This window comes from Mycobacterium sp. RTGN6, assembly GCF_033804605.1.
In the GTDB taxonomy this organism is placed as follows: Bacteria; Actinomycetota; Actinomycetes; order Mycobacteriales; family Mycobacteriaceae; genus Mycobacterium.
Genome location: NZ_JAPZKZ010000005.1, coordinates 77,377 through 99,348 on the forward strand (window position 1 = coordinate 77,377; position 21,972 = coordinate 99,348).

Below are 21,972 nucleotides of genomic sequence, written 5' to 3' on the forward strand. Positions count from 1 at the left end.
TTTCTCCCGCGGGTGGAACGAGGCATCTTGAGCACCAACGACATCCGCGTCGGCGTCACCAACCTGATGACGACCTATCAGTACCTGGCCGACACGGGGAAGGTCGAGCGGCTGGCGCAGCTGTTCGCGCCCGACGGCGTGCTGGAGATCGGCGCCGAGAAGTTCACCGGACCCGACGAGGTGCTCGGTCTGTTCACCCGCACCAGCGGCCAGTTCGTCGACGCCGACTTCCTGCCCGCGCGTCACCACCTGAGCTCCATCTACGTCGAACCGCAGCCGGACGGCAGCGCGAAGACGTACGCGTGCTTCCAGTTCATCGGCACGCGCGGACTCGACCACTGGGGCACCTACCGCGACGTCGCCGTCCCCACCGACTCGGGCGATGACTGGCGCTTCGCGCATCGACGGGTGATCACGGAGGGGTTCGCGCCGGGGTCGCGGCTGGCGCCGAAATCCACCTGATTCCCGGCCACGCGCTGAGGCTGTGCAGCGCCAGGCTCAGCGTGACGGTCACGGCGACCACCTGTATGATCAACGACTCCTGTTGTATCTCACCGCGATTCACCATCAGCACGCCCAACACCAAGGTACCGATGCCGCGCGGGCGTCAGGCGCCGTTGTTGGAGCCGCCGGAGTTTGCGCCAGGGATGTCGGTGATCGGAAGGTTCGGCATGGGCGCAGGCGACGGCGTGGCGGGCAGCGACGGAATCTCCGCGGGCGGAATGTCATTCAGTCCGTTGATCGGCGGACCGTTGTCCCGACTGCCGTAGCTGCTGCCGGGGGCGCGCGGGCCGAGCAGGTGGCTGACCGTGACGAGGTGATAGCCATTGGCCTTGAGCACGGGGATGAACTGGTACACCAGGTCGACGGTGGACGAGTAGGTGTCGTGGAACAGCACCACCGAGTTCGGCTTCAGCTGGCTCATCAGCAAGGCGCGGGTGGCGCCGGTGTTGGCGTCGTTGGCCCAGTCGAACGGGATGACGTCCCAGTTGATGTCGGCCAGCCCCTGCTTGCCGGCTTCCGCGAGCACGGCATCGTTGATCAGCCCGCCCGCGGTGCGAACCAGTTGCGGGCGCTGCCCCGTCGCCGCCTCGATGGCGTCGCTGGCCTTGCTGAACTGCGCCGGGATCTCCTTCGGCGGGATGGCCGTCATGTTGGGGTGTTCCCAGGTGTGGCTGCCGATCTCCATGCCTGCGTCGGCGATGCGCTTGGCGCCTGCGGGGTTGGCCGCCACCTTGTTGCCGATCAGGAAGAACGTCGCCGCCGCGTCGTTGTCCTTGAGGACCTGCAGCAGCCGGTCGGTGTACGGGCTCGGCCCGTCGTCGAAGGTGAGCGCGACGCACTTGACCACCGTGCAGTCGACGTCCTCGGCCGCTTCGGCAGGAGTGGACAGCCGGACGTGGCCGGTGAGACCGCCGATGATGACGATCGCGACGCCCGCGCAGACGCCGATGACCACGCGCCAGTACGACCAGTTCACGGAGAAAGCCTACCGGCGGCCGTTGAGGTAGCACTCACGGCGACGAAGTGCGAGTGGCGGTCGCCGGGAGCGCTATCTCAACGTGGATCACGGCAGGGCGCCGGGGCTGAACTCCTCCAGCATCTCGGTGACCAGCGCCGCGATCGGCGAACGCTCACTGCGCAACAGCGTGATGTGGGCGAACAGCGGATGCCCCTTCAGCTTCTCGATGACGGCCGCGACGCCGTCGTGGCGGCCGACGCGAAGGTTGTCGCGCTGGGCCACGTCGTGGGTGAGCACCACCCGCGATCCCGCGCCCAACCGCGAAAGCACCGTGAGCAGCACGTTGCGTTCCAGCGACTGCGCCTCGTCGACGATGACGAACGAGTCGTGTAGCGAGCGGCCGCGGATGTGGGTCAGCGGAAGCACTTCGAGCATGCCGCGGGACAGCACCTCCTCCAGTACCGCCGGGCTGGCCAACCCCTCGAGCGTGTCGAAGACCGCCTGCGCCCACGGGCCCATCTTCTCGCTCTCGCTGCCGGGCAGGTAGCCGAGATCTTGGCCGCCGACGGCGTACAGCGGACGGAACACGACGACCTTGCGCTGCGTGCGTCGTTCGAGCACGGCCTCAAGTCCGGCGCACAACGCCAGCGCCGACTTACCGGTGCCCGCCTTGCCGCCGAGCGAGACGATGCCGACCGACTCGTCGAGAAGCAGGTCGAGTGCCACCCGCTGCTCCGCCGAGCGACCCCGCAACCCGAACACCTCACGGTCACCGCGGACGAGCTGCACCTTCTTCTCGGCGTTGACCCGCCCCAGCGCATGCGAGGTACCGCCCAGCAGTCGAATACCCGTGTGGCAGGGCATGTTACGGGCGTCTTCGAGGTCGATCTCGCCGTCCTCGTACAACGCGTCGATGTCGGCTGCGGACACCTCGATCTCGTCCATCCCGGTCCAGCCGGAGGTCACGACGTCCTGAGCGTGATACTCGTCGGCGGCCAGTCCGACGGCGCCGGCCTTCACGCGTAGCGGAATGTCCTTGCTGACCAACGTGACCGCCTTGCCCTCGGCCGCGAGGTTGGCCGCACAGGTCAGGATGCGCGCGTCGTTGGTGTCGGTCCGGAAGCCGGCAGGCAACACTGTGGGGTCGCTGTGATTCAACTCGACGTGTAGTGAACCGCCTTGGTTGCCAACGGGAATGGGCTGATCCAGGCGTCCGTGCTCGAGCCGCAGATCGTCGAACATCCGCAACGCTTGCCGGGCGAACCACCCGAGTTCGTGATGGTGTCGTTTGGCCTCGAGCTCGCTGATGACCACCAAGGGAACAACCACGTCGTGTTCGGCGAACCGGGTACATGCCCACGGGTCGGACAACAGGACGGAGGTATCGAGCACATAGGTCCGAACGGACGAATCAGTCACGTGGCGCTCCTAGGCCCGCGCGGCCCCGCACGGACTCCCTCGGCGGACGCTGCGGTACCAGGACCGGGGCCGGTCCCGTTCTTGTCGTAACGACCGGTACCGCCCGGACAGCAGAGCAATTCGCTAGCCATCGAGAGCGACGCTACCCCCGTCCGGGCGTGTCCGCCTTTCGGCGCGCCGTGACCGGAGCGTGACTACTGGGTGACGAGTTGGGCGAGGGCGGGCTCGTCGGCCAGCCCCCATGCGGTGATGCGATCGGAAACGACCGTGCGAAGGGTTGATTCGTCGAAGATGCCCGCGGCGGCGACGGCGTTGCGCTTGTCCGCGTAGGCGTCGATGTCGGCGCCGATGACGTCGAGTTCGGCGGCCCGCCGGGCGATCGCCGCGACCGTCTCGTCGCGCTCGAACTGCAGGCAGTACGCGACGAGGTTGGCGAAGAACTCCTCGTGACGCTCCTCGTCGCGGGCGATGCGGCCGACGAGTGCCTTGAGCGTCGGCTCCTCGATCTGAGCCTGAAGGTTGCGGCAGAACACGGCGTGCGCACGCTCGAAGAACGCCATGAACGCCAGCGTCTCGAGCTGGCTGTAGGTGTTGGCGCGGTAGCCCTTCATCACGTGCTCGACGCGGACGTCCTCGTTGGCCGCCGGGTCGATCTCGCGGGTGACGACGAGGTAGTTGCGCAGCGCGACGGCGTGCAGGTGCTCCTCGGCGGTCCAGCGACCGATCCAGCGGCCCCACTTGTCCTCGAGGATGAAGTGCTCGACGAGCTCGCGGTTGTAAGCCGCGAGGTTGTCCTTGGTGATCAGCAGGATCTCCAGCGCATCGGTGACGTGGCGCGGCAGCGTCATGTCCGACGGCTCCCAGTCCTTGCCACCGAGGAAGGCGAAGTTCTCGCCCTTGTCGAACGGTACGAAGTCGTGCGCGTACCAGAGTTCCTCGGATTGGACGTGCCGGACCAAGTTCTGGTCCACGACCGGCTCGAGCTCCAGGATCAGCGCGTTAGCCACCGGTTTCTGTGCCATGAAAGTAACTGTAACCCGAATTCACATGTTTCTTGAAATCAGGGTGGCGCGTGTCCGCGACGACTTAAAGCGTCAGCCCTGGGTACAGCGGATTGGCGTTGAGCAGTTCGGCGGACGCGGCGTGCACGCGCGCGGCGGTGCCGTCGGCCAGCTTGTACTTCGCCTTCGAAGTGCCCTCCACCGACGTGTTGGTCAGCACGTCGACCACGAGTTCGGCGACGCGATCGAAGTCGGCGCCGTCGAAGCCGCGGGTGGTCAGGGCCGGGGTGCCGAACCGGATGCCGCTGGAGTACCAGGCGCCGTTGGGGTCGTTGGGGATCGAGTTGCGGTTGGTGACGATGCCCGCGTCCAGCAGCGCCGACTCGGCTTGGCGCCCGGTCAGCCCGAACGACGTGACGTCGAGCAGCACGATGTGGTTGTCGGTGCCGCCAGTGACGAGCCGCGCGTCGCGCTTCAGGAAGCCCTCGGCGAGCGCCTTGGCGTTGTCGGCAATGTTCTGGGCGTAGGTCTGGAACGACGGCTGCCGGGCCTCGGCGAGTGCGACGGCCTTGGCGGCCATGACGTGGCTCAGTGGGCCGCCGAGCACCATCGGGCAGCCCTTGTCGACGGCGCCCGAGTACTCCTCGGTGGCCAGCACCAGGCCGCCGCGCGGACCGCGCAGCGACTTGTGGGTCGTCGTGGTGGTGACGTGGGCGTGGGGTACCGGGTCCTCGTCGCCGGTGAACACCTTGCCCGCGACCAGGCCCGCGAAGTGCGCCATGTCGACCATCAACGTCGCGCCCACCTCGTCGGCGATCTCGCGCATCTTGGCGAAGTTCACCCGGCGCGGGTACGCGGAGTAGCCGGCGACCAGGATCAGCGGCTTGAACTCGCGGGCGGTTGCGGCGACGGCGGCGTAGTCGATGAACCCGGTCTCGGAATCGGTGCCGTAACTGCGCTGATGAAACATCTTGCCGGAGATGTTGGGCCGGAAACCGTGGGTGAGGTGGCCGCCGGTGTCCAGCGACATGCCGAGCAGCCGCTGGTTGCCGAGCTTGCCGCGCAGCTTCTCCCAGTCCGCCTCGGAGAGGTCGTTGACGTGCTTGGCGCCGAGCTCGGCCAGCCCGGGTGCTTCGATGCGGGTCGCGAGGATGGCCCAGAACGCGACGAGGTTGGCATCGATGCCAGAGTGCGGCTGCGCGTACGCATACGGCGCGCCGAACAACTCGCGGGCGTGCTCGGCGGCCAACGCCTCGACGGTGTCGACGTTCTGGCAGGCGGCGTAGAACCGGTGCCCGATGGTGCCCTCGGCGTACTTGTCGGAGAGCCAGGTGCCCATGGTCAGCAGCACGGCCGGCGAGGCGTAGTTCTCGCTGGCGATGAGCTTCAGCGAATCCCGTTGGTCGGCAAGCTCCTTGCGCGTCGCCGCCGCGATACGAGGTTCGACGGATTCGATGACCTCCAACGCCGCGCGGTATGCGGCGCTTGCGGTGTCGGCGTACTCGGCGCCGAGGCCGGCGGAGGATGCGGTCGCGGAGTCAGCAGTCATGCAGCCCAGCCTAATCCCCGGCAATCGCCCGTCGAACGTCGACTTCCCGTCGAGCATTTGCCCGACCGTCGACAACGAGTCGACGCTCGGCGAAGCGGTTCAGCCCGCCCGCAGCGCCGAGGGAATGAGCGGCTCGTCGAGCAACCGGCCGAAGCGCTGCGTCAGGCTCACCTCCGCCGGTCGCGCCTCCAACCAGCCGTGCAGCAACCGGTAACCCTCGACGTACGTGCTGGTGTACGCCCGCCACAGCGGCGACGACAGGAAGCGCAGCGACTGCCTGGCGCGGGTGTCGGTGGTGAGCAGCCACCGTTGCAGGAACGCGGTGACGTCGTCGACGTCGCGGTGCTCGTCGTGCAGCATCAGCGCCGCATCTTGGCGGACGTCGGCCAGGGTCGCCGACGCCTCCGAGACCGCCTGTGCGCGTTCGCCGTCGAAGCGCAACCCGAGGTCGGCGTAGATCTCGGCCGCCCATGCTCCCCAGTCGGGGCCGATCGCGGCGTACAGCGCCAGGTCGGCAAGCCCCTCGGCCATCAGGCATTGCGGGGTGTTGACCAGGAAGATCGTCTGCTCGGCCTGTCCGCCCCGCTCGACGAGTCCCGCTTCCTTGCGGCAGTGCTCGGTGTGATGGCCGGGATAGGACTCGTGGGCCACGAGCCTCGGCAGGTTCGACATCTGCTGCTTGAGGTCGGCGTTGACGGCGACGGTCGACCGGTAGTCGCCCTCGTAGTAGTTGAAGCCCGACCACGGCTTGTCGGTGACCACCTCGTAGACGATGGTCTCCGCTTCGGGCAGTGGGTACTCGGCGCGGACGCGGTCGCGCAGTGCGCTGGAGAACGCGTGGATACATTCCTCGAGGCGCTCCGGCGGAATCTCCTCGCCAGCGCGGTAGGCCTGCATCCGGTCGGCGAGCGGACCGCTTCCGCCCAGCGCCGCGTCGATCCTGCGGTGCGCGTCGCGGTACCGCTCGGGGTCGCCCTTGACGATGTCGACGTCGAAGTACTCCCTGACCTCGTCGACGAATCCGACGTCCTCCCCCGCGAACTTGCGCCCCGCACAGGCCAGGGCCTTCAAGTGGGCGGCCAGGTAGTCGGCCCGCTGGGCGTCCAGGCCGTCGGCGTGCAGCACCGCGTCCAGCAGTCGCTGGGCGGTCCTGGCGAGCTCCGCTGGGTCGGGGGCGGGCTCGGACGCGACGACCTTGCGCAACGCGGGATCGCCGGTGAACGAGTCGACGTAGCCCTCTTCGATGCGGTCGAACCTCAGACCGAGCAGCAGATACTCGCGAATCAGAGTGGCGGCCTCCATGGCCACCACCGTAATTGCCAGCCGCCCCCGGCGCGCCCCGCGTCACCCCGGGCCCCTCGCGCTCGGCGAGTGCTGTAAGACTGATCCCCATGCCGCGGCCGAGCGAGCCGAGCCCCTATGTGGAGTTCGACCGAGCGCAATGGCAGGCGCTGCGCATGTCGACGCCGCTGAAGCTCACCGAAGCCGAACTCATCGGGCTGCGCGGCCTCGGCGAACAGCTGGACATCCGCGAGGTCGAAGAGGTCTACCTACCGCTCGCCCGGTTGATTCACCTTCAAGTGGCGGCGCGGCAGCGGCTCTTCGCGACGACCGCCGAGTTCCTCGGCGAACCCCAGCAGAACCCGGACCGACCGGTGCCGTTCGTCATCGGCGTCGCGGGAAGCGTGGCGGTGGGCAAGTCCACCACAGCCCGCGTGCTTCAGGCGCTGCTCGCACGCTGGGAGCACCACCCCCGCGTCGACCTGGTCACCACCGACGGCTTCTTGTACCCGAACAGCGAGCTTCTGCGACGAAACTTGATGCACCGCAAGGGCTTTCCCGAGAGTTATGACCGCAGAGGCCTGATGCGCTTCGTGACGGCGGTGAAGTCGGGTGCCGACCTGGTCTGCGCACCGGTGTACTCACACCTGCTGTACGACATCGTGCCCGGCGAGAAGATGATGATTCGCCATCCGGACATCCTGATTCTGGAGGGGCTCAACGTGCTCCAGACGGGGCCCGCACTGATGGTGTCCGACCTGTTCGACTTCTCCGTCTACGTCGACGCCCGCATCGAGGACATCGAGGGCTGGTACGTGTCGCGGTTCCTCGCGATGCGCGCCGGAGCGTTCGCCGATCCGCAGTCGCACTTCCATCACTACTCGACGCTCACCGACGAGCAGGCCGTCTTCGCCGCCCGGGACATCTGGCATTCGATCAATCGCCCCAACCTGATCGAGAACATTCTCCCGACCAGGCCGAGGGCGACGTTGGTGCTGCGCAAGGACGCCGATCACGCGATCAATCGGCTGCGGCTGCGCAAGCTCTAGACGCGATTCCGCATGCGGCGCAGGCCGACGTACTGCAGGTCGGCCATCACCAGGGTGTAGACGCCGGCGGCGAGTGTCAGCACGATGCCGGTGGTGGTCAGCGGAAAGACGCCCGCGAGGACGAAGATCACCGAGGCCACCGTGTACAGGACGTTGCCGCCGATCACCCAGATGCCGGGGATCCGAACGTGCTTCATCCGGGCCAGCCCGAGCACCAAGGCGCCGTAGGCGATGAAGAACGCGGCCATCCCGTACTCGAAGGCCGGGGTGGTGCCCGATAACTCGGCGATCCGGGGCGCCAGCGCGGCGCCTGCGATACCCATGAGCCCGGTGATCACGGCGTCGAGCCGCATTGCGAAGCGCAGGAACGAATCCGTGCCTGTGGTGGCGGAAGTGATGGTGGTGGCGGTCATGAACTTTCCTTTCGTGGTGGGTGGTGGAGAAACCGGTGCGGGGCAACATGCCGCAACCTCTTTCGGCTGCGCCCCGCACCGGCGCGGAGGGAGTCACGCCAGACGGCGCACTCCGAGGTACTGGGCGTAGGCGAAGCCGAGCGTGGCGGCGGCGGTCGCGAGCATCATGGCGACGCCGGCAGCGGTCAGCGGCAGGACGCTCGTCACCAGGACGGCTACCAGCGCGACGGAGAAGACGACGTTCGCGGCGATAATTCCGACGCCGATCCGCCGAATCGCCGGGGCGGCGGCGAGCACGTAGAGGGCCGCGCCGTAGAGCACCAGCGCCGCGCCGGCGATCCACTCGGTGGTGGCCGACAGGCCCGACAGCCGCGACAGCGGGTCGGCGGTGAACGCGACGAGCAGGCCGAGGCCGGCACACAGGGTGGCATCGACGCGCATTGCGAATCTCAGTAAGGAATCGGAACTGTCGGCCAGTGGCCGGGTGGTGATGGTGGCGGTCATCGCGGGCTCCTCGGCGGTGAGGTCTGTGGGAGGGACACCACAAACACTGCTCAGAAGCCACTGCCACTTCGACGCCGAATGCTGCCAATCACTGCCAGCCCCTGGTCAGGGGGTTTTGGGCGGCTCAGCCGATGGCCGACACAGGCGCGCCGCGCAGGTCGGCGGCGATGACGCGCGCTGCCGCGTTCTGCCAGTTGTGCAGCGAGCGCTGCGGCACGTCGGTGACGAACCACTGCCACGCCTGCCGGGCGACCGGATCGAGCCCGGCAGCCGTCGCGTTCTGGGCGTACGCCCGCACGCCGACGACGTACGGGAAGTACAGCGAGTTGTAGTGGCGCCACTGTTCAGTGGTGCCGAACTCGCCGCCGTCGCGCGGCTTGAGCGCGGCGATCCTGTCGGCGAGCAGTGCCTTGAGTTCGTTGGCACGTTCGAGTGGTTGGTCGGGTGCGCCACGCGCGGCCAGGCGTTCGCCGATCGCGGGCAGCGCGGTGAGTGGGCTGGCGACGAGCTTGGACAGGTCGCCGTAGTGACCGAGGGCGCGGCGGGTCAGCCGGACGAACGTGTCGTCGTCGAGCTGGTCGAGCGGGTTGGCCGACCGCAGGGGCAGCGCCGCCTCTGCGTCGCGAAGCGCGGCGCGGTCGGCCCGCAGGCCCGGCGACCGTGAGAAGGCCAGCCGGTCGAGCAGCCCGGCCAGCGGATCGGCCAGCACGTTGATCCCGATCGCGACGGCGAGGCTGGTGAAGAGCAGCACCACGAGCGCGGTGCGGTCGTCGGTCACCGCCATGCCGATCAGCGCCTGCCCACCGAACAGCACGGCGACGACGACGCTGCCGATGAACGAGCGCAGCATGTCGGCGCGCAACGCCTGACCCTCGTCGAACGCGTCCCACAGCGCAACCGCAAGGCCGAGCAGCAACACGTCGAACCCGGTGGACGCCAAGGCAATCCAGCTGGGCACCAGGCCTAGCGGGATGATCAAGATCACGTTGCCCAGCGCGAAGAACAACGTGGCGACGACCGCGGCGCGGAGCGCCCGACGCGGTCGGCCCTGCCGTCGCACCGCGACGACCATCGCGCCGAGCGTCGACACAGAGTTCACTCCGAACATCACCCAGTGCCCAAGCCGCACCGGCCCCTCGACTCCGCCCGCCAACGTCGCCCCGACGAGCGCGAGCACCGCGACGACCGCGACCATCGCCAGCTCCCCGACCCGGCTGCGCCACGTATCGCTCGACCGCGACAGCTCGAGCAGGACGGCGAACCACGCGACGCCGGGCACGGCGACGAGGTAGATCTCGATTTGGCTCAGCAGCTCGGCGTGCCGCCCACCGGTGACGCGGACCGCGTCCAGGGCGACGACGAGAGCGAAGCTCGTCAGCCCAAGCGCGGCGAGCGCGAGCACGGGCTTGCGTGGGTCGCGCGCCAGCAGGTAGAGCCCGAGCCACCAGCTCAGGCCGAATACCACTGCGGACATCGCAGCCACGGCTCTAGTCTTCCACGCCTACTTGCCGTAGCGCCGGTGCCGCAGCGTGTAGTCACGCAGCGCACGCAGGAAGTCGACGCGACGGAACGCCGGCCAGTGCGCCTCGGTGAACCACATCTCCGAATAGGCGCTCTGCCACAGCAGGAATCCGGACAGCCGCTGCTCCCCCGACGTCCTGATGACCAGATCGGGGTCGGGTTGGCCGGAGGTGTAGAGGTTCTCCGAGATCGCGTCGACCGTGACGGCCTCGACGAGCTGCTCGGCCGTCGCGCCGTTGGCGACTTCCTTGCTCAGCAGGGCCCGCACGCCGTCGACGATCTCTTGTCGACCGCCGTATCCGACGGCGACGTTGACGTGAAAGGACCCGGCAGCCGCCGCATCGCGCGTCGAATCGACTGCGTCGCGCAGCCTGCGGGCCGGCTCCTCGCCAAGCAGTTCGAGATCGCCGACGGTGCGGACGCTCCACCGGTTGACCGGTGCGCAAATCTCCTCGACGACGTCGGTGATGATCTCGATGAGTGGGCCGAGCTCGTCGGCGTCGCGTTGCAGGTTCTCGGTCGAGAGCAGGTACACCGTCGCCATTTCGACGCCGATTTCCTGGCACCAGCGCAGCATCTCGGCGATCTTGGCCGCACCCATCCGGTAGCCGTAGCTGACGTCGTCGTGACCCTCGTCACGCGCCCACCGCCGGTTGCCGTCGCACAGCACGGCGACGTGTCGAGGTAGTTCGGATCGGGCCTGCGCCAACTCCTGCCGGAGCCGCAGCTCATAGAGCCGGTAGGCCGGCTCCTTGAGGCGCCGGGGAATGAGTTCCACAACGAACCAGACTACTGTGGCGGGCGGATGCCCCCATGCCAGTTAGTGGAGGTGATATGGCTCAGATCGACATTGCCGACGACTTCGCAGACGAGGCTCAGCAACCGCCGCCGCGCGTATACGCCGAGGACCTACCCGAGGCCTTGGTCGACGGCGTCGCCCAGTTCTTCGGAAGGCCGAGGGCGCGCGGCTGGATTCACGTCTACTCCGCTGTCGTCGCATTCATCGCGGGCGCGGCATTGGTGTCGGTGTCGTGGTCGGTGGGCTCGACCCGGGCGGGCTTGGCGACGCTGCTCTACACGTTCACGATCGTGGCGATGTTCGCCGTCAGCGGCACGTACCACCGGGTGAACTGGACGAACCCGACGGCGCGCAAGTGGATGAAGCGACTCGACCACTCGATGATCTTCATCTTCATCGCGGGCAGCTACACACCCTTCGCCCTGCTGGCCCTGCCCTCCCACGAAGGCTGGGTGCTGTTCTGGATCGTCTGGGCAGGCGCCATCGCGGGCGTGCTGCTCAAGATGTTCTGGCCGTCGGCGCCCGCGTGGGTCGGCGTGCCGCTGTATCTCCTGCTCGGCTGGGTGGCGGCCTGGTTCATCGTGCCGATCATGGACGGGGCGGGCGTGGCGGCGCTTGTGCTGCTAATCGTCGGCGGTGCGCTGTACAGCATTGGCGGCGTGCTCTACGGGCTCAAGTGGCCCAACCCGTGGCCGACGACGTTCGGTCACCACGAGTTCTTCCACGCCTGCACGGCGGTCGCGGCGATCTGCCACTACATCGCGATGTGGTTCGCCGTGTTTTACTAGCGATTTCGGCGCGCTTTCGCCCGGTGAGCGTCCGTAAGCGCGCCGAAGTCGCTATAGCGGGGTGACGTTGTCCTGGGTCCAGTAGGCCTTCATCGACGTGATCTTCGCGTCGTCGTCGAACGTCATGACGCTAATGATCTCCATGCGCATGCCGCCGTCGCCCATCTTCACGGTGAGTGCCCAGAAGAACGCCGCCTCGTGACCGAGCGCCCGCAGTGACAGCATCTCGCTGCTGCGTTCGAGCCCCTCGAGGGCGGCGTAGAAGCCGTGGACGGCCTGCTTGCCGATGTGGACCTCGCCGCCGACCGGATCCTCGACGGTGGCGTCGGACGCATAGAGCTCGAGGATGTCGTCGGCGCCACCGTTGGACACCAACTCCAGGTAGCGGTTGACGGTCTGGCTGATCTGCTCTGGCGTCGACATGTGGCGCACGCTACACGGACGCACTCAGCGCGGCAGCCAGTTCCTCCGGGGTCGTGACGGGCAGGTCGCACACGTGGCCGCGGCACACATAGACGGCGTCGCGGCCGCCGATCCGGTCGCGCCCCGCGAGCAGTTCCGAGGAGTCGACGGCCCCGCCGACGACGATCGCGCCGCCAGGGGCCAACACCCTCGCCGCGCGCAGCAGGTCCGACCGCTCCGGGTCGCAGGCCACCGCCAGCTGAAGCGGACCGCGGACGGCGGCCTCGGCGACCGCGAGCCAATGGCCGCCCGAACGCGCCGCCTTGACCAGGATCGGCGTGCCGGCGTGCAGGGTCGCGGCGGCGAATTCTGCGTAGCGCCCGGCAGACTCGGCTTGGGCAAGGTGCGACGCCAACTGCAGCGCCTCCGCCATGAGCGACGCACCCGCAGGCGTGGCGCCGTCGACGGGGTCGGCGGGTCGCACCATGAGTTGCTCGGCGTCGTCGGCGGTGTCGAACCAATGGCCGATGCGTTCGGGGTCGGCGAAGTGCTCGACGGCGTCATCGACCAACGCCGTCGCGGCCTCGAGCCACGCGGCGTCCCCGGTGACCTGATACAGCGTCAGCAGACCCGTCGCGAGGGCGGCGTGGTCCTCCAGGATGCCCGCACTGTCGCCGACTCGCCCGCCAAGGCTCGCCCGGCGCAGCCGTCCGTCGACGACGTGCAGGTCGACGATCGCGCGGGCGCATCGCATTGCGGCGGTGAGGAATTCGGGCTCGTCGAGCGCAACGGACGCTTCGGCCAGCGCGGTGATCGCGAAGCCGTTCCATGCGGTGACCACCTTGTCGTCGCGCCCCGGCTGCGGCCGGGCCCGGCGATGCTCGGACAACGCGGCGCGCACTCGTTCGAAGCGGTCGACGTCGTCGGGGTCGGCCAACAGCTGCAGGACCGAACTCCCGTGTTCGAAGGTGCCCGCCTCAGTGACACCGAATAACGTTGCCGCCCAACCGCCGTCGTCGTCGAGCACGTCCCGCAATTGCTCCCGCGTCCAGACGTACGTAAGGCCTTCGTGTCCGTCGGTGTCCGCGTCCAACGACGACGTGAACATGCCTTCGGCACCGAGGTCGTCGACGAGGAAGCTGGCCGTCTCACTTGCTATCTTGCGGGCCAACGGATTTCGCGTGCGCCGCCACCAGTGGGCGTACACCCGCAGCAGCAGTGCGTTGTCGTAGAGCATCTTCTCGAAGTGCGGTACCACCCACGACGCGTCCACGCTGTAGCGCGCGAAGCCTCCTGCGAGTTGGTCGTAGATGCCACCGCGGGCCATCGCCGTGCACGTCCGCTCGAACGTCGCCAACGACTCGGCGGCGCCGGTTCGTTCGTGATGACGGAGCAGCGCCTCCAGCAGCGCCGACGGCGGAAACTTAGGCGCGCCACCGAATCCGCCGCGAGCGGTGTCCTCGTCGCCCAGCACTGCAGCCACTGCGTGGTTGCACAGTTCCGGGACCAGCGCAGGCCCTCCCCCCGGCAGTCCCGATGCCATCGAGCGCAGTTCGCCCGTGATCGCGTCGGAGGCCTGCTCCACCTCTGCGCGCCGGTTGCGCCACGTGTCGGCGACCGCCGCCAGCAGTTGAAGGAACCCGGCCTTCGGGTAGTACGTGCCGCAGAAGAATGGCCGACCGTCGGGAGTCAGGAAGCACGTCATCGGCCAGCCACCCTGGCCGGTGAGCGCAACGGTCGCGTTCATGTAGACCGCGTCGAGGTCGGGCCGCTCCTCGCGGTCCACCTTGATGCAGACGAAGTCGGCGTTCATCGCCGCGGCCACCTCGTCGTCTTCGAACGACTCGTGTGCCATGACGTGGCACCAGTGACAGGCCGCGTACCCGATCGACAGCAGGATCGGTACGTCGCGCGACGCGGCGTCGGCGAGCGCCTCGGGCGTCCACTGCTGCCAGTGCACCGGGTTGTCGGCGTGCTGGCGAAGGTAGGGGCTGGTCGCCGTCCCGAGGGCGTTACCCGCCTGGCTCATGCCGCCCGTCCGGATCGGCCGGCGGTTCGACCGTCCCGTCGTCGGCGGCCTGATCCGGTTCGGGGCTCTCCGGGTCGAACGACTCGGGCAGCTTCTTCAGCTGCTTGTTCATCGACCAGACCAGAAGGAACGTCGCGATGAGCAGGATCACGACGACGACGAGCCCGAGCGGGCTGGCCTTGCCGAAGTCCGGGCCGGTGTCGCGCGGCACGTCGTCGGCGAGCAGGCCGACGATCGTCATCACGGTGATGTTCACGGCGCAATCCCCGTGAACAGGTCGTCCTCGGGCAGGTCGGCGCGCACCCGCGAGCGGGCGAGCTCGTACTCCTCGGTGGGCCACAGCCGCTGCTGCCACTCGATCGGCGCGGCGAAGAAGTCACCCGTTGGGTCGATCTGCGTTGCGTGAGCACGCAATGCATCATCGCGCTGCGCGAAGTACTTCGAGCACTCGATCCGGGTGGTTACCCGGTGCTCGAAGATGTCGAGTTCGGGATCCCAATGCTTCAGCCACTTCTCGAACGGACCCGTCTTGCCGTGCTTGGCGAACTCGTCCTGGATCAGTTGCATCCGCTTCCGCAGAAACCCGTGGTTGTAGTACAGCTTGGACACACTCCACGGTGCGCCGGCATCGGGGAACAGCAGGTAGTCGGCTGCGGCCTCGTATGCGGCGATCGACACCTCGTGGCACCGGATGTGGTCGGGGTGCGGGTATCCGCCGTTCTCGTCGTACGTGGTCAGCACGTGCGGCTTGAACTCGCGGATGAGCCGGACGAGGGCCTCGGTCGGCTGTTCGAGGGGCACCACCGCGAAGCACCCGTCGGGCAGCGGTGGGGGTGGGTCGCCCTCCGGCAGCCCCGAGTCGACGAAGCCCAGCCAGGCGTGCTCGACGCCGAGGATCTCGGCGGCCTGGGCCATCTCGTCGCGCCGAATCTCGTGAATCCGTCCGTGCACTTCCGGCAGGTCCATCGCCGGGTTGAGGATGTCACCGCGCTCGCCGCCGGTCAGCGTCACGACCATGACGCGCGCGCCTTCGGCCGCATAGCGGGCCGTCGTGGCCGCGCCCTTGCTCGACTCGTCGTCCGGGTGGGCGTGCACCGCCATCAACCGCAGTTCGCTCACTCGTTCCTACCTGATCGCATAATCGTCGGGGCTCGTCGGTCGGTTTCAACACTTTCGGGTAGCCCTATAGTTCCAGTCCTAATAGACCCGGCCCACCCGGACCCAATCTCGAGGGGAACCGAACCACCCGTGATCGAGCGTCCCGCCGCCCGCTACGGGCGCCAGCGCCTGTCGCGCCGCTCCCGCCGCGGCATCGCGATCGGCCTGACACTGTTCATTGTCGCCGCGGGTGTGGCGATCGCGCTCATCGGCTTTCAGCGACTGGGCAGCGGCGACGTCAAGGGCGAACTGAGCGGCTACCGACTGGTCGACGACGAAACCGTCGAGGTCACGATCAGCGTCACCCGCAAGGACCCCACCCAGCAAGTCGTCTGCATCGTGCGGGCTCGTTCGCTCGACGGCACCGAAACGGGACGGCGCGAGGTGCTGGTACCCCCATCAGCGCAGACAATGGTGCAGGTCACAGCCATCGTCAAGTCGAGCAAGCCTCCGGTCGTCGGCGACGTCTACGGTTGCGGGACCGAAGTCCCGACCTACCTCCGCGCACCCTGACAACTGGCCGTGGGGCAACCACACGACGAACTCCGAACTGCGAATTCGTGAAAAGCGGTTGACCTGGCGGTGGTACCATCGACGGGTACACGGTTCCCCGGGGAGCCGTGTATTGCTGCATTTCCGCGCGGATATGCGCTTGCGTTTGCGGCAATCACAACGACTTTTTAGACGCGAGAAGCGCGAAGAACGACCACGACAGGAGCGCGACAATGACTGACACGCAGGTGACCTGGCTCACTCAAGACGCCTTCGAAAAGTTGCAGGCCGAACTCGAGCAACTCATCGCGAATCGCCCCATCATCGCCGCGGAGATCAACGACCGTCGCGAAGAGGGCGACCTCCGCGAGAACGGCGGCTACCACCAGGCCCGCGAGGATCAGGGCCAGCAGGAGGCGCGCATCCGCCAACTGCAGGAGTTGCTCAACAACGCCAAGGTCGGCGAGGCGCCCAAGCAGCGTGACGTCGCCTTGCCGGGTTCGGTGGTCAAGGTCTTCTTCAACGGCGACAAGAGCGACACCGAGACGTTCCTGATCGCCACGCGCCAGGAGGGCGTGACCGACGGCAAGCTCGAGGTCTACTCACCGAACTCGCCGCTGGGCAGTGCGCTGCTCGACCACAAGGTCGGCGACGAGGTGACCTACTCGGTGCCCAACGGCAGCGTCATGAAGGTCACGCTCGTCAGCGCGGAGCCCTACCACTCCTAACCTCGAACCAGTCGGGCGGTTACGGTCCGTTCATGGCGCAGATCGCCGAAGACCTCTTCCTCCTGCTGCTCGACAACGCGGCGGCGCAGCCCGCCCTGGAGCGCGACCGCCTCGAACGGGTACTAGCGGGCGCGCTGCTGCTCGACCTCGCGTACGCGTGCCGGATCCGTCCCGCCGTGCCCGGCGAACAGGTAACGGCAGGCCGGCTGGTGGCACTCGCGAGTGGCGGCCAGTTCGACCCCGTCGCTGAGCCGGCGTTTGCGCTCCTGCACCAGAAGCCGCTGGCGCCGTCGAGCGCGGTGTCGAAGCTGCGCAAGGTCGCACAGGAAGCCGTCGCGCTGCACCTGGAGCGGCTGGGACAGATCCGACGGATACCACTGTCCGCCAAGCGATTCAGCCACGTCGAAGCCTGGCCGCTGACCAACCGGGAACGCGTGGCAATGGCCCGCTCCGCACTGCTGTCAGCACTGTTCGACCGCAATCCACCGACGCCGGCCACCGCGGGCATCGTGACGCTGTTGCACGCCGTGGACGGGCTTGGCGCGCTGCTGAGCCTCAACGATCGCGGCTGGCGTTGGGTGCATGCCCGCGCCACCGAGATCTCCAGCGGCAGTTGGGTCAACGAGTATCCGACGGCTCTGCCCGAGATGAACCTCGCGGTGACGGCGTCGGCGCTGCGTCCGGCCCTCGGCTGACCAGCCGGAGCTAGCGGAGCGCCTGCTCGAGATCGCCTAGCAGGTCGGCGGCCTCCTCGATCCCGACCGACAGGCGCACCAGATCGTCGGGCACCTCCAACTGCGAACCCGCGGTCGACGCGTGCGTCATCGCGCCAGGGAACTCGATGAGCGACTCCACCCCGCCGAGCGACTCCGCGAGGATGAAGATCTCGGTGCGCGCGCAGAAGTTGCGGGCCGCTTCGGCACCACCACGCAGCCGCACGGAGACCATTCCGCCGAAGGCGCTCATCTGTTGTTTGGCCACTTCGTGATTGGGGTGAGTCGGCAGGCCCGGATACAGCACGGAGTCGATCGCGGGATGCCCAGCCAAGAATTCGGCGATCAGGGCCGCGTTCTCGCTGTGGCGCTCCATGCGCAGCGGCAACGTCTTGAGCCCTCGCATCGTCAAGTAGGCGTCGAACGGGCCCGGAACGGCGCCGGCGCCGTTCTGCAGGAACGCGAAGGCGTCGTCGAGTTCCTCGTCGTTGGTCAACAGGGCGCCACCGACGACGTCGGAGTGCCCACCGATGTACTTCGTGGTCGAGTGCAATACCACGTCGGCGCCCAGCCGCAACGGCTGCTGTAGCGCTGGCGAGGCAAAGGTGTTGTCCACCAACACCTTGATCCCCGCGGCCGACGCGAGCTGGACGATCGCCGCGATGTCGGCGATCGACAGCAATGGGTTCGTCGGCGTCTCGACCCAGATGAGCTTGGTCTGCGGGGTGAGCGCGGCGCGGACGGCGTCGACGTCGGTCAACGCCGCGGGCGTGTGCGCGACGCCCCACTGCGTGAACACCTTGTCGACGAGCCGGAACGTGCCGCCGTACGCGTCGTCGGGGATGACGACGTGGTCGCCAGGACGCAGGATCGCGCGCAACGCGCAGTCGGTGGCGGCCATGCCGGAGCTGAACGCCCGACCGTATGCCGCATGCTCGACGGCCGCCAGCCCCGCCTCGAGCGCCGAACGCGTCGGGTTGCCGGTCCTGGCGTATTCGAAGCCGCCCCGAAGGCCGCCCACGCCGTCCTGGGCGAACGTCGAACTGGCGTAGATGGGTGCATTCACCGCACCGGTCGCCGGGTCGGGGCGGTAGCCGGCATGGATGGCCTTCGTCGCGGGACCGTACGCGCGGAAGGCGTCTGCCTTGGAACGCTGCTCACTCATCGACGATCAGGGTAGACGGTGTAGACATGGGCTATGGCCGCCACACTTGAAAGCCTGCTCGACCTGGACTCACTACTGTCCACCGAAGATCTGGAACTGCGCAGCGTGGTCCGCCAGTTCGGCGAGCAGCGGCTGCGGCCACACATCGCCGACTGGTTCGAATCAGGCGAAGTTCCAGTCCGCGAACTCGCGCTGGAGTTCGGCAAGCTGGGCCTGCTGGGCATGCACCTCACCGGGTACGGCTGCGGCGGGTCGACGGCCACCGCGTACGGGTTGGTGTGCCAGGAGCTCGAGGCCGTCGACAGCGGGCTGCGCAGTCTGGTGTCGGTGCAGGGCTCGCTGGCGATGTTCGCGATTCACCGCTGGGGCAGCGAGCAGCAACGCGAGCAGTGGCTGCCCGGAATGGCCGCGGGCGAACTGATCGGCTGCTTCGGGCTGACCGAACCCGACTTCGGCTCCAACCCAGGCGGCATGCGCACGACGGCTCGGCGCGACGGGTCCGACTGGGTACTCAACGGCTCGAAGATGTGGATCACCAACGCGTCCGTCGCCGACGTGGCGATCGTGTGGGCGCGCGCGGACGAAGGCATCGTCGGCTTCGCGGTGCCGACGTCAACACCGGGGTTCAGCGCGCGGGAGATGACGCACAAGATGTCGTTGCGCGCGTCAGTCACCTCGGAGTTCAGTCTCGACGACGTCCGCCTGCCAGATGATGCGAAACTGCCTGGTGCGCTTGGATTGTCGGGCCCGCTCGCGTGCCTGTCGGAGGCCCGCTTCGGCATCGTGTTCGGCGCCGTCGGTGCGGCGCGGGACTGTCTGCAGACCGCGTTGGACTACGTCGCCACGCGCCAGGTTTTCGACAAGCCGCTGGCCGGCTATCAACTGACGCAAGCCAAGATCGCCGACATGGCCGTCGAACTCGGCAAGGCGCAACTGTTGGCGCTACATCTCGGCGGGCTCAAGGATGCCGGACGCATCAAGCCCGAACAGGTCAGCATCGGCAAGCTCAACAACGTGCGGGAAGCCATCAAGATCGCCAGGCAGTGTCGAACCCTGCTGGGCGCCAACGGAATCACGTTGGAGTACCCGGTAATCCGGCACGCCAACAACCTGGAGTCGGTGCTGACCTACGAGGGTACGTCCGAGGTGCACCAGCTCGTCATCGCCGAGGCGCTCACCGGAGTCAGCGCGTTTCGCTGACGGGCACGCACACCGTGTGCAACAGCTTGTCGGCGAAGGTCTGGTGCTTCGCGTCCCACAGTGGCCACAGGTACCCGAGGCCTAGCGTCAGCAGCTCGAGCACGTGGGCGAGCTGCCGGATCACCGAGCGCGAGAAGCCGATCGGCGTGCCCGTGGCCGCGTCGACGACCTTCACGTCCAAGTACGACTTGCCCAGGCTCGACCCGGTCCTGCCCTGCCGGTGGCCGAAGTTCCACACAACGTAGCCGACCGCGGCCAGCCACATCGCGATGAAGCTCGCCCTGCCGACGGTGCTCACCCCGGTGCCACACTGTGGCCCGAAGTCGGTCACCGAAGGGTCGCCGTCACACGCCCGAATCCTGGTGAGCCACATCAGCCCGATGGCCGCCGCGGCGAACAGGAGCACGGGGACGGCGTCGAGCACCAGCGCCGCCGCGCGCCTAGGCCATGCGGCGTACCGAGGTGGCGGAGTGGACCGATGCTCGTCCACTCCGCCCTTCTCGCTGGACTCCGCTATGGCGTGAGCGGTGCGACCTGACCGCCACTGAGCTTGCGGTAGGCGAACACCAGGAACAGTTGCGCGACCGGCACCGAGACGATCATGCCGATGTAGCAGACCAGGCCGCCAATGGAGGCGATCACACCCGCGATTAGATACGCGATGATCGCTTGGCCGATGTTCGCCTTGACGATGTCGATGCTCGCCTTGATCGCATCGACCGGCTTGAGGTTGCGGTCCAGCAGCACGACGGTGGTGAACATCGTGAACAGCGCCACGATGAGTCCAGGCAGGTAGCAGAGCACCATCCCAATGGCCGTCGCCACTCCCACGATTACGGTGGCCAGCACGACCGGGCCGATGAGTCGCGGCTTGAAGAACGACCCGATGGTCACGGGTTGACCGTTCGCGACGTCCAGCAGTCCGCTCATGTACGCCGACTGCATTGCCCCGCCGACGACGATCAGCACCAGCACGCCGAGCGACATCACCGCGATGCTGGCGAAGCCGAAGTTGAACCCGTACGAGTAGCTGTAGTCATAGCCATACGCGGAGCCGTAGTCGTACGACGGCGCCAGGGCGAACGCGATGCCGACGAAGATCCCGATGATGACGGCGGCGATCAGGCCGTACACCAGAGTGGGCACGATCAGTGCGGCGACGTTCTTGCTGAACTTGTTCCACGCCCACGTGAAGGCTTCGGCGATGTCGAACGTCGGTTTCGCGGCGGCGTAGCCCGGGGCGCCGGGAGGCGCGTAGCCCCCCGGAGGTGGCGCCGGATACCCGGGCGGCGGCGGAGGAGGGTAGCCGCCCTGTTGCGGTGGGTAGCCGCCCTGTTGCGGTGGGTAGCCGCCCTGTTGCGGTGGGTAGCCGCCCTGTTGCGGCGGCGGAGGTGGTGGATATCCACCTTGCTGCGGTGGCGGAGGCGGCGGTGGATAACCACCTTGCTGCGGTGGCGGAGGCGGCGGGTAGCCACCCTGCGGAGGAGGGTAGTTACCTGGCGGTGGCGGTTGATCAGTCATTGCAGCTTCCTCTGAGATGTCTTGCCGTAGTTCGCAAGACGCCGGCCTGGGAACGTCGTGCCCAGGCCGGCGCTTTGCGATTTGTCGTTAGATCGGCAAGGCGACCGTTTTGATCAGCTTGTCGACGAGGGTCTGACGCTTCGGATCCCAAAGCGGGAACAGGACCGCGACGAGCCACACGATGCCGCAGACGAAATACGCGACCACGTAGATGAGTTCACGAGCCAGCGACTTTCCGACTCCGATCGGTTGTCCCGTCGCCTCATCCACCACCTTGAACTTCATGATGCCCTTGCCGATGCTGGACCCCGTGGTGCCCTGCTTCATTCCGCAGTTCCAGAGCACGAACGCCAGCCCGATGAGCGGCAGCAGAATGCCCAGGGTCCAGCCCAGCCCCGACGGGCCGTTGTTGCCAGTCGCGCAGAACTCGCCGAGGTCTAGTCCGGAATCGTCGGTGATGCAGACGGTTTCGACCTTCTGCATCATCGACAGACAGGCGAACCCGATGCCGGTGAGGATGAGGAACGGCAGCCAGTCGATGAGCCACGCAAGCGCGCGCGTCGGCCACGGCGTGTACGCCTCAGCCGGGAGTCCCCCACCCGCTGGGCCGCCAGCCGGCGGCGGGGCGTAGCCACCCTGCGGCGCGGGCGGCGGCGGGTAGCCGCCACCCGGCGGCGGCGGAGGAGGCGGGTTGTAGCCACCGCCGGGAGGCGGTGGAGGAGGAGGCGGTGGGTAATTCCCCGGAGGTGGTGGCGGTGGAGTGGTCATAATGAGCCTT

At 67.6% G+C, this 21,972-nt stretch carries 24 protein-coding genes; 7 read left to right on the forward strand and 17 right to left on the reverse strand.

Going from position 1 to position 21,972, the window contains the following annotated elements; all coding sequences use genetic code 11:
• Positions 1 to 27 precede the first annotated feature (27 nt).
• Positions 28 to 462: a nuclear transport factor 2 family protein gene (locus tag SLQ33_RS13945; protein WP_319454455.1), complete on the forward strand. Its 435-nt coding sequence runs from the start codon at positions 28 to 30 to the stop codon at positions 460 to 462.
• 145 nt (positions 463 to 607) lie between these two features.
• Here SLQ33_RS13945 and SLQ33_RS13950 read toward each other — a convergent pair whose 3' ends face one another.
• The 5 genes from SLQ33_RS13950 to SLQ33_RS13970 form a co-directional block, all read right to left on the reverse strand.
• Positions 608 to 1,480, reverse strand: a complete 873-nt coding sequence (locus tag SLQ33_RS13950; protein ID WP_319454456.1) for a polysaccharide deacetylase family protein — start codon at positions 1,478 to 1,480, stop codon at positions 608 to 610.
• Between the two features lie 87 nt (positions 1,481 to 1,567).
• Positions 1,568 to 2,881 carry a PhoH family protein gene (locus SLQ33_RS13955; protein ID WP_319454457.1) on the reverse strand — a complete coding sequence of 438 codons (1,314 nt, stop codon included), beginning with the start codon at positions 2,879 to 2,881 and terminating at the stop codon, positions 1,568 to 1,570.
• Between the two features lie 194 nt (positions 2,882 to 3,075).
• On the reverse strand, positions 3,076 to 3,903 hold the full coding sequence (locus SLQ33_RS13960; protein ID WP_319454458.1) for an acyl-ACP desaturase: 828 nt from the start codon (positions 3,901 to 3,903) through the stop codon (positions 3,076 to 3,078).
• Positions 3,904 to 3,967: 64 nt separating this feature from the next.
• Positions 3,968 to 5,431 carry a glycine hydroxymethyltransferase gene (locus tag SLQ33_RS13965; protein WP_319454459.1) on the reverse strand — a complete coding sequence of 488 codons (1,464 nt, stop codon included), beginning with the start codon at positions 5,429 to 5,431 and terminating at the stop codon, positions 3,968 to 3,970.
• A gap of 99 nt (positions 5,432 to 5,530) precedes the next feature.
• Positions 5,531 to 6,733, reverse strand: a complete 1,203-nt coding sequence (locus SLQ33_RS13970; RefSeq protein WP_319454460.1) for a DUF885 domain-containing protein — start codon at positions 6,731 to 6,733, stop codon at positions 5,531 to 5,533.
• Between the two features lie 89 nt (positions 6,734 to 6,822).
• Here SLQ33_RS13970 and coaA point away from each other — a divergent pair, with 89 nt between their 5' ends.
• A complete protein-coding gene (gene coaA, locus SLQ33_RS13975; RefSeq protein ID WP_319454461.1) occupies positions 6,823 to 7,761 on the forward strand; it encodes a type I pantothenate kinase in 939 nt (312 codons plus the stop codon).
• Here coaA and SLQ33_RS13980 read toward each other — a convergent pair.
• The 4 genes from SLQ33_RS13980 to SLQ33_RS13995 form a co-directional block, all read right to left on the reverse strand.
• Entirely contained in the window at positions 7,758 to 8,174 is a 417-nt protein-coding gene (locus SLQ33_RS13980; RefSeq protein ID WP_319454462.1) for a hypothetical protein, read from the reverse strand. The two genes, coaA and SLQ33_RS13980, sit on opposite strands and share 4 nt — an antisense overlap.
• A gap of 93 nt (positions 8,175 to 8,267) precedes the next feature.
• On the reverse strand, positions 8,268 to 8,678 hold the full coding sequence (locus SLQ33_RS13985) for a hypothetical protein (RefSeq protein ID WP_319454463.1): 411 nt from the start codon (positions 8,676 to 8,678) through the stop codon (positions 8,268 to 8,270).
• A gap of 124 nt (positions 8,679 to 8,802) precedes the next feature.
• A complete protein-coding gene (locus tag SLQ33_RS13990) occupies positions 8,803 to 10,161 on the reverse strand; it encodes a hypothetical protein (protein ID WP_319454464.1) in 1,359 nt (452 codons plus the stop codon).
• Positions 10,162 to 10,179: 18 nt separating this feature from the next.
• Positions 10,180 to 10,977: a (2Z,6E)-farnesyl diphosphate synthase gene (locus SLQ33_RS13995; protein ID WP_319454465.1), complete on the reverse strand. Its 798-nt coding sequence runs from the start codon at positions 10,975 to 10,977 to the stop codon at positions 10,180 to 10,182.
• A gap of 56 nt (positions 10,978 to 11,033) precedes the next feature.
• Between SLQ33_RS13995 and trhA the strand changes: the two genes are divergently transcribed.
• The gene (gene trhA, locus SLQ33_RS14000; protein WP_319454466.1) at positions 11,034 to 11,786 is read left to right on the forward strand and encodes a PAQR family membrane homeostasis protein TrhA; all 753 of its coding nucleotides are present in this window, start codon (positions 11,034 to 11,036) and stop codon (positions 11,784 to 11,786) included.
• Positions 11,787 to 11,837: 51 nt separating this feature from the next.
• On the opposite strand, the gene SLQ33_RS14005 is transcribed toward trhA, so the two are convergent.
• From SLQ33_RS14005 to mca, 4 genes are read right to left on the reverse strand one after another with little or no spacing between them, the layout of a single operon-like run.
• Complete coding sequence (locus SLQ33_RS14005) at positions 11,838 to 12,209, reverse strand: nuclear transport factor 2 family protein (protein WP_319454467.1); 372 nt, start codon at positions 12,207 to 12,209, stop codon at positions 11,838 to 11,840.
• Between the two features lie 10 nt (positions 12,210 to 12,219).
• Complete coding sequence (locus tag SLQ33_RS14010; RefSeq protein ID WP_319454468.1) at positions 12,220 to 14,217, reverse strand: thioredoxin domain-containing protein; 1,998 nt, start codon at positions 14,215 to 14,217, stop codon at positions 12,220 to 12,222.
• On the reverse strand, positions 14,201 to 14,473 hold the full coding sequence (locus SLQ33_RS14015; protein ID WP_319454469.1) for a hypothetical protein: 273 nt from the start codon (positions 14,471 to 14,473) through the stop codon (positions 14,201 to 14,203). Before SLQ33_RS14015 ends, SLQ33_RS14010 begins: the two co-directional genes overlap by 17 nt.
• Positions 14,470 to 15,336 carry a mycothiol conjugate amidase Mca gene (gene mca / locus SLQ33_RS14020; protein ID WP_319454470.1) on the reverse strand — a complete coding sequence of 289 codons (867 nt, stop codon included), beginning with the start codon at positions 15,334 to 15,336 and terminating at the stop codon, positions 14,470 to 14,472. The genes SLQ33_RS14015 and mca overlap by 4 nt, the downstream gene beginning before the upstream one ends.
• A 129-nt stretch (positions 15,337 to 15,465) precedes the next feature.
• Between mca and SLQ33_RS14025 the strand changes: the two genes are divergently transcribed.
• From SLQ33_RS14025 to SLQ33_RS14035, 3 genes are all read left to right on the forward strand, one after another.
• Complete coding sequence (locus SLQ33_RS14025) at positions 15,466 to 15,888, forward strand: DUF4307 domain-containing protein (RefSeq protein ID WP_319454471.1); 423 nt, start codon at positions 15,466 to 15,468, stop codon at positions 15,886 to 15,888.
• Positions 15,889 to 16,100: 212 nt separating this feature from the next.
• On the forward strand, positions 16,101 to 16,595 hold the full coding sequence (greA, locus tag SLQ33_RS14030; protein WP_319454472.1) for a transcription elongation factor GreA: 495 nt from the start codon (positions 16,101 to 16,103) through the stop codon (positions 16,593 to 16,595).
• A 32-nt stretch (positions 16,596 to 16,627) separates the two neighbouring features.
• The gene (locus tag SLQ33_RS14035) at positions 16,628 to 17,290 is read left to right on the forward strand and encodes a GOLPH3/VPS74 family protein (protein WP_319454473.1); all 663 of its coding nucleotides are present in this window, start codon (positions 16,628 to 16,630) and stop codon (positions 17,288 to 17,290) included.
• A gap of 10 nt (positions 17,291 to 17,300) precedes the next feature.
• On the opposite strand, the gene SLQ33_RS14040 is transcribed toward SLQ33_RS14035, so the two are convergent.
• Positions 17,301 to 18,473, reverse strand: a complete 1,173-nt coding sequence (locus SLQ33_RS14040) for a cystathionine gamma-synthase (RefSeq protein WP_319454474.1) — start codon at positions 18,471 to 18,473, stop codon at positions 17,301 to 17,303.
• Between the two features lie 33 nt (positions 18,474 to 18,506).
• Here SLQ33_RS14040 and SLQ33_RS14045 point away from each other — a divergent pair, with 33 nt between their 5' ends.
• The gene (locus tag SLQ33_RS14045; protein WP_319454475.1) at positions 18,507 to 19,673 is read left to right on the forward strand and encodes an acyl-CoA dehydrogenase family protein; all 1,167 of its coding nucleotides are present in this window, start codon (positions 18,507 to 18,509) and stop codon (positions 19,671 to 19,673) included.
• Here the strand turns inward: SLQ33_RS14045 and SLQ33_RS14050 are convergent.
• The 3 genes from SLQ33_RS14050 to SLQ33_RS14060 form a co-directional block, all read right to left on the reverse strand.
• Complete coding sequence (locus tag SLQ33_RS14050) at positions 19,657 to 20,163, reverse strand: RDD family protein (protein WP_319454476.1); 507 nt, start codon at positions 20,161 to 20,163, stop codon at positions 19,657 to 19,659. The two genes, SLQ33_RS14045 and SLQ33_RS14050, sit on opposite strands and share 17 nt — an antisense overlap.
• 23 nt (positions 20,164 to 20,186) lie before the next feature.
• The gene (locus SLQ33_RS14055; protein WP_319454477.1) at positions 20,187 to 21,194 is read right to left on the reverse strand and encodes a hypothetical protein; all 1,008 of its coding nucleotides are present in this window, start codon (positions 21,192 to 21,194) and stop codon (positions 20,187 to 20,189) included.
• Between the two features lie 87 nt (positions 21,195 to 21,281).
• Entirely contained in the window at positions 21,282 to 21,962 is a 681-nt protein-coding gene (locus SLQ33_RS14060) for an RDD family protein (protein WP_413467652.1), read from the reverse strand.
• Between the last annotated feature and the right edge of the window lie 10 nt (positions 21,963 to 21,972).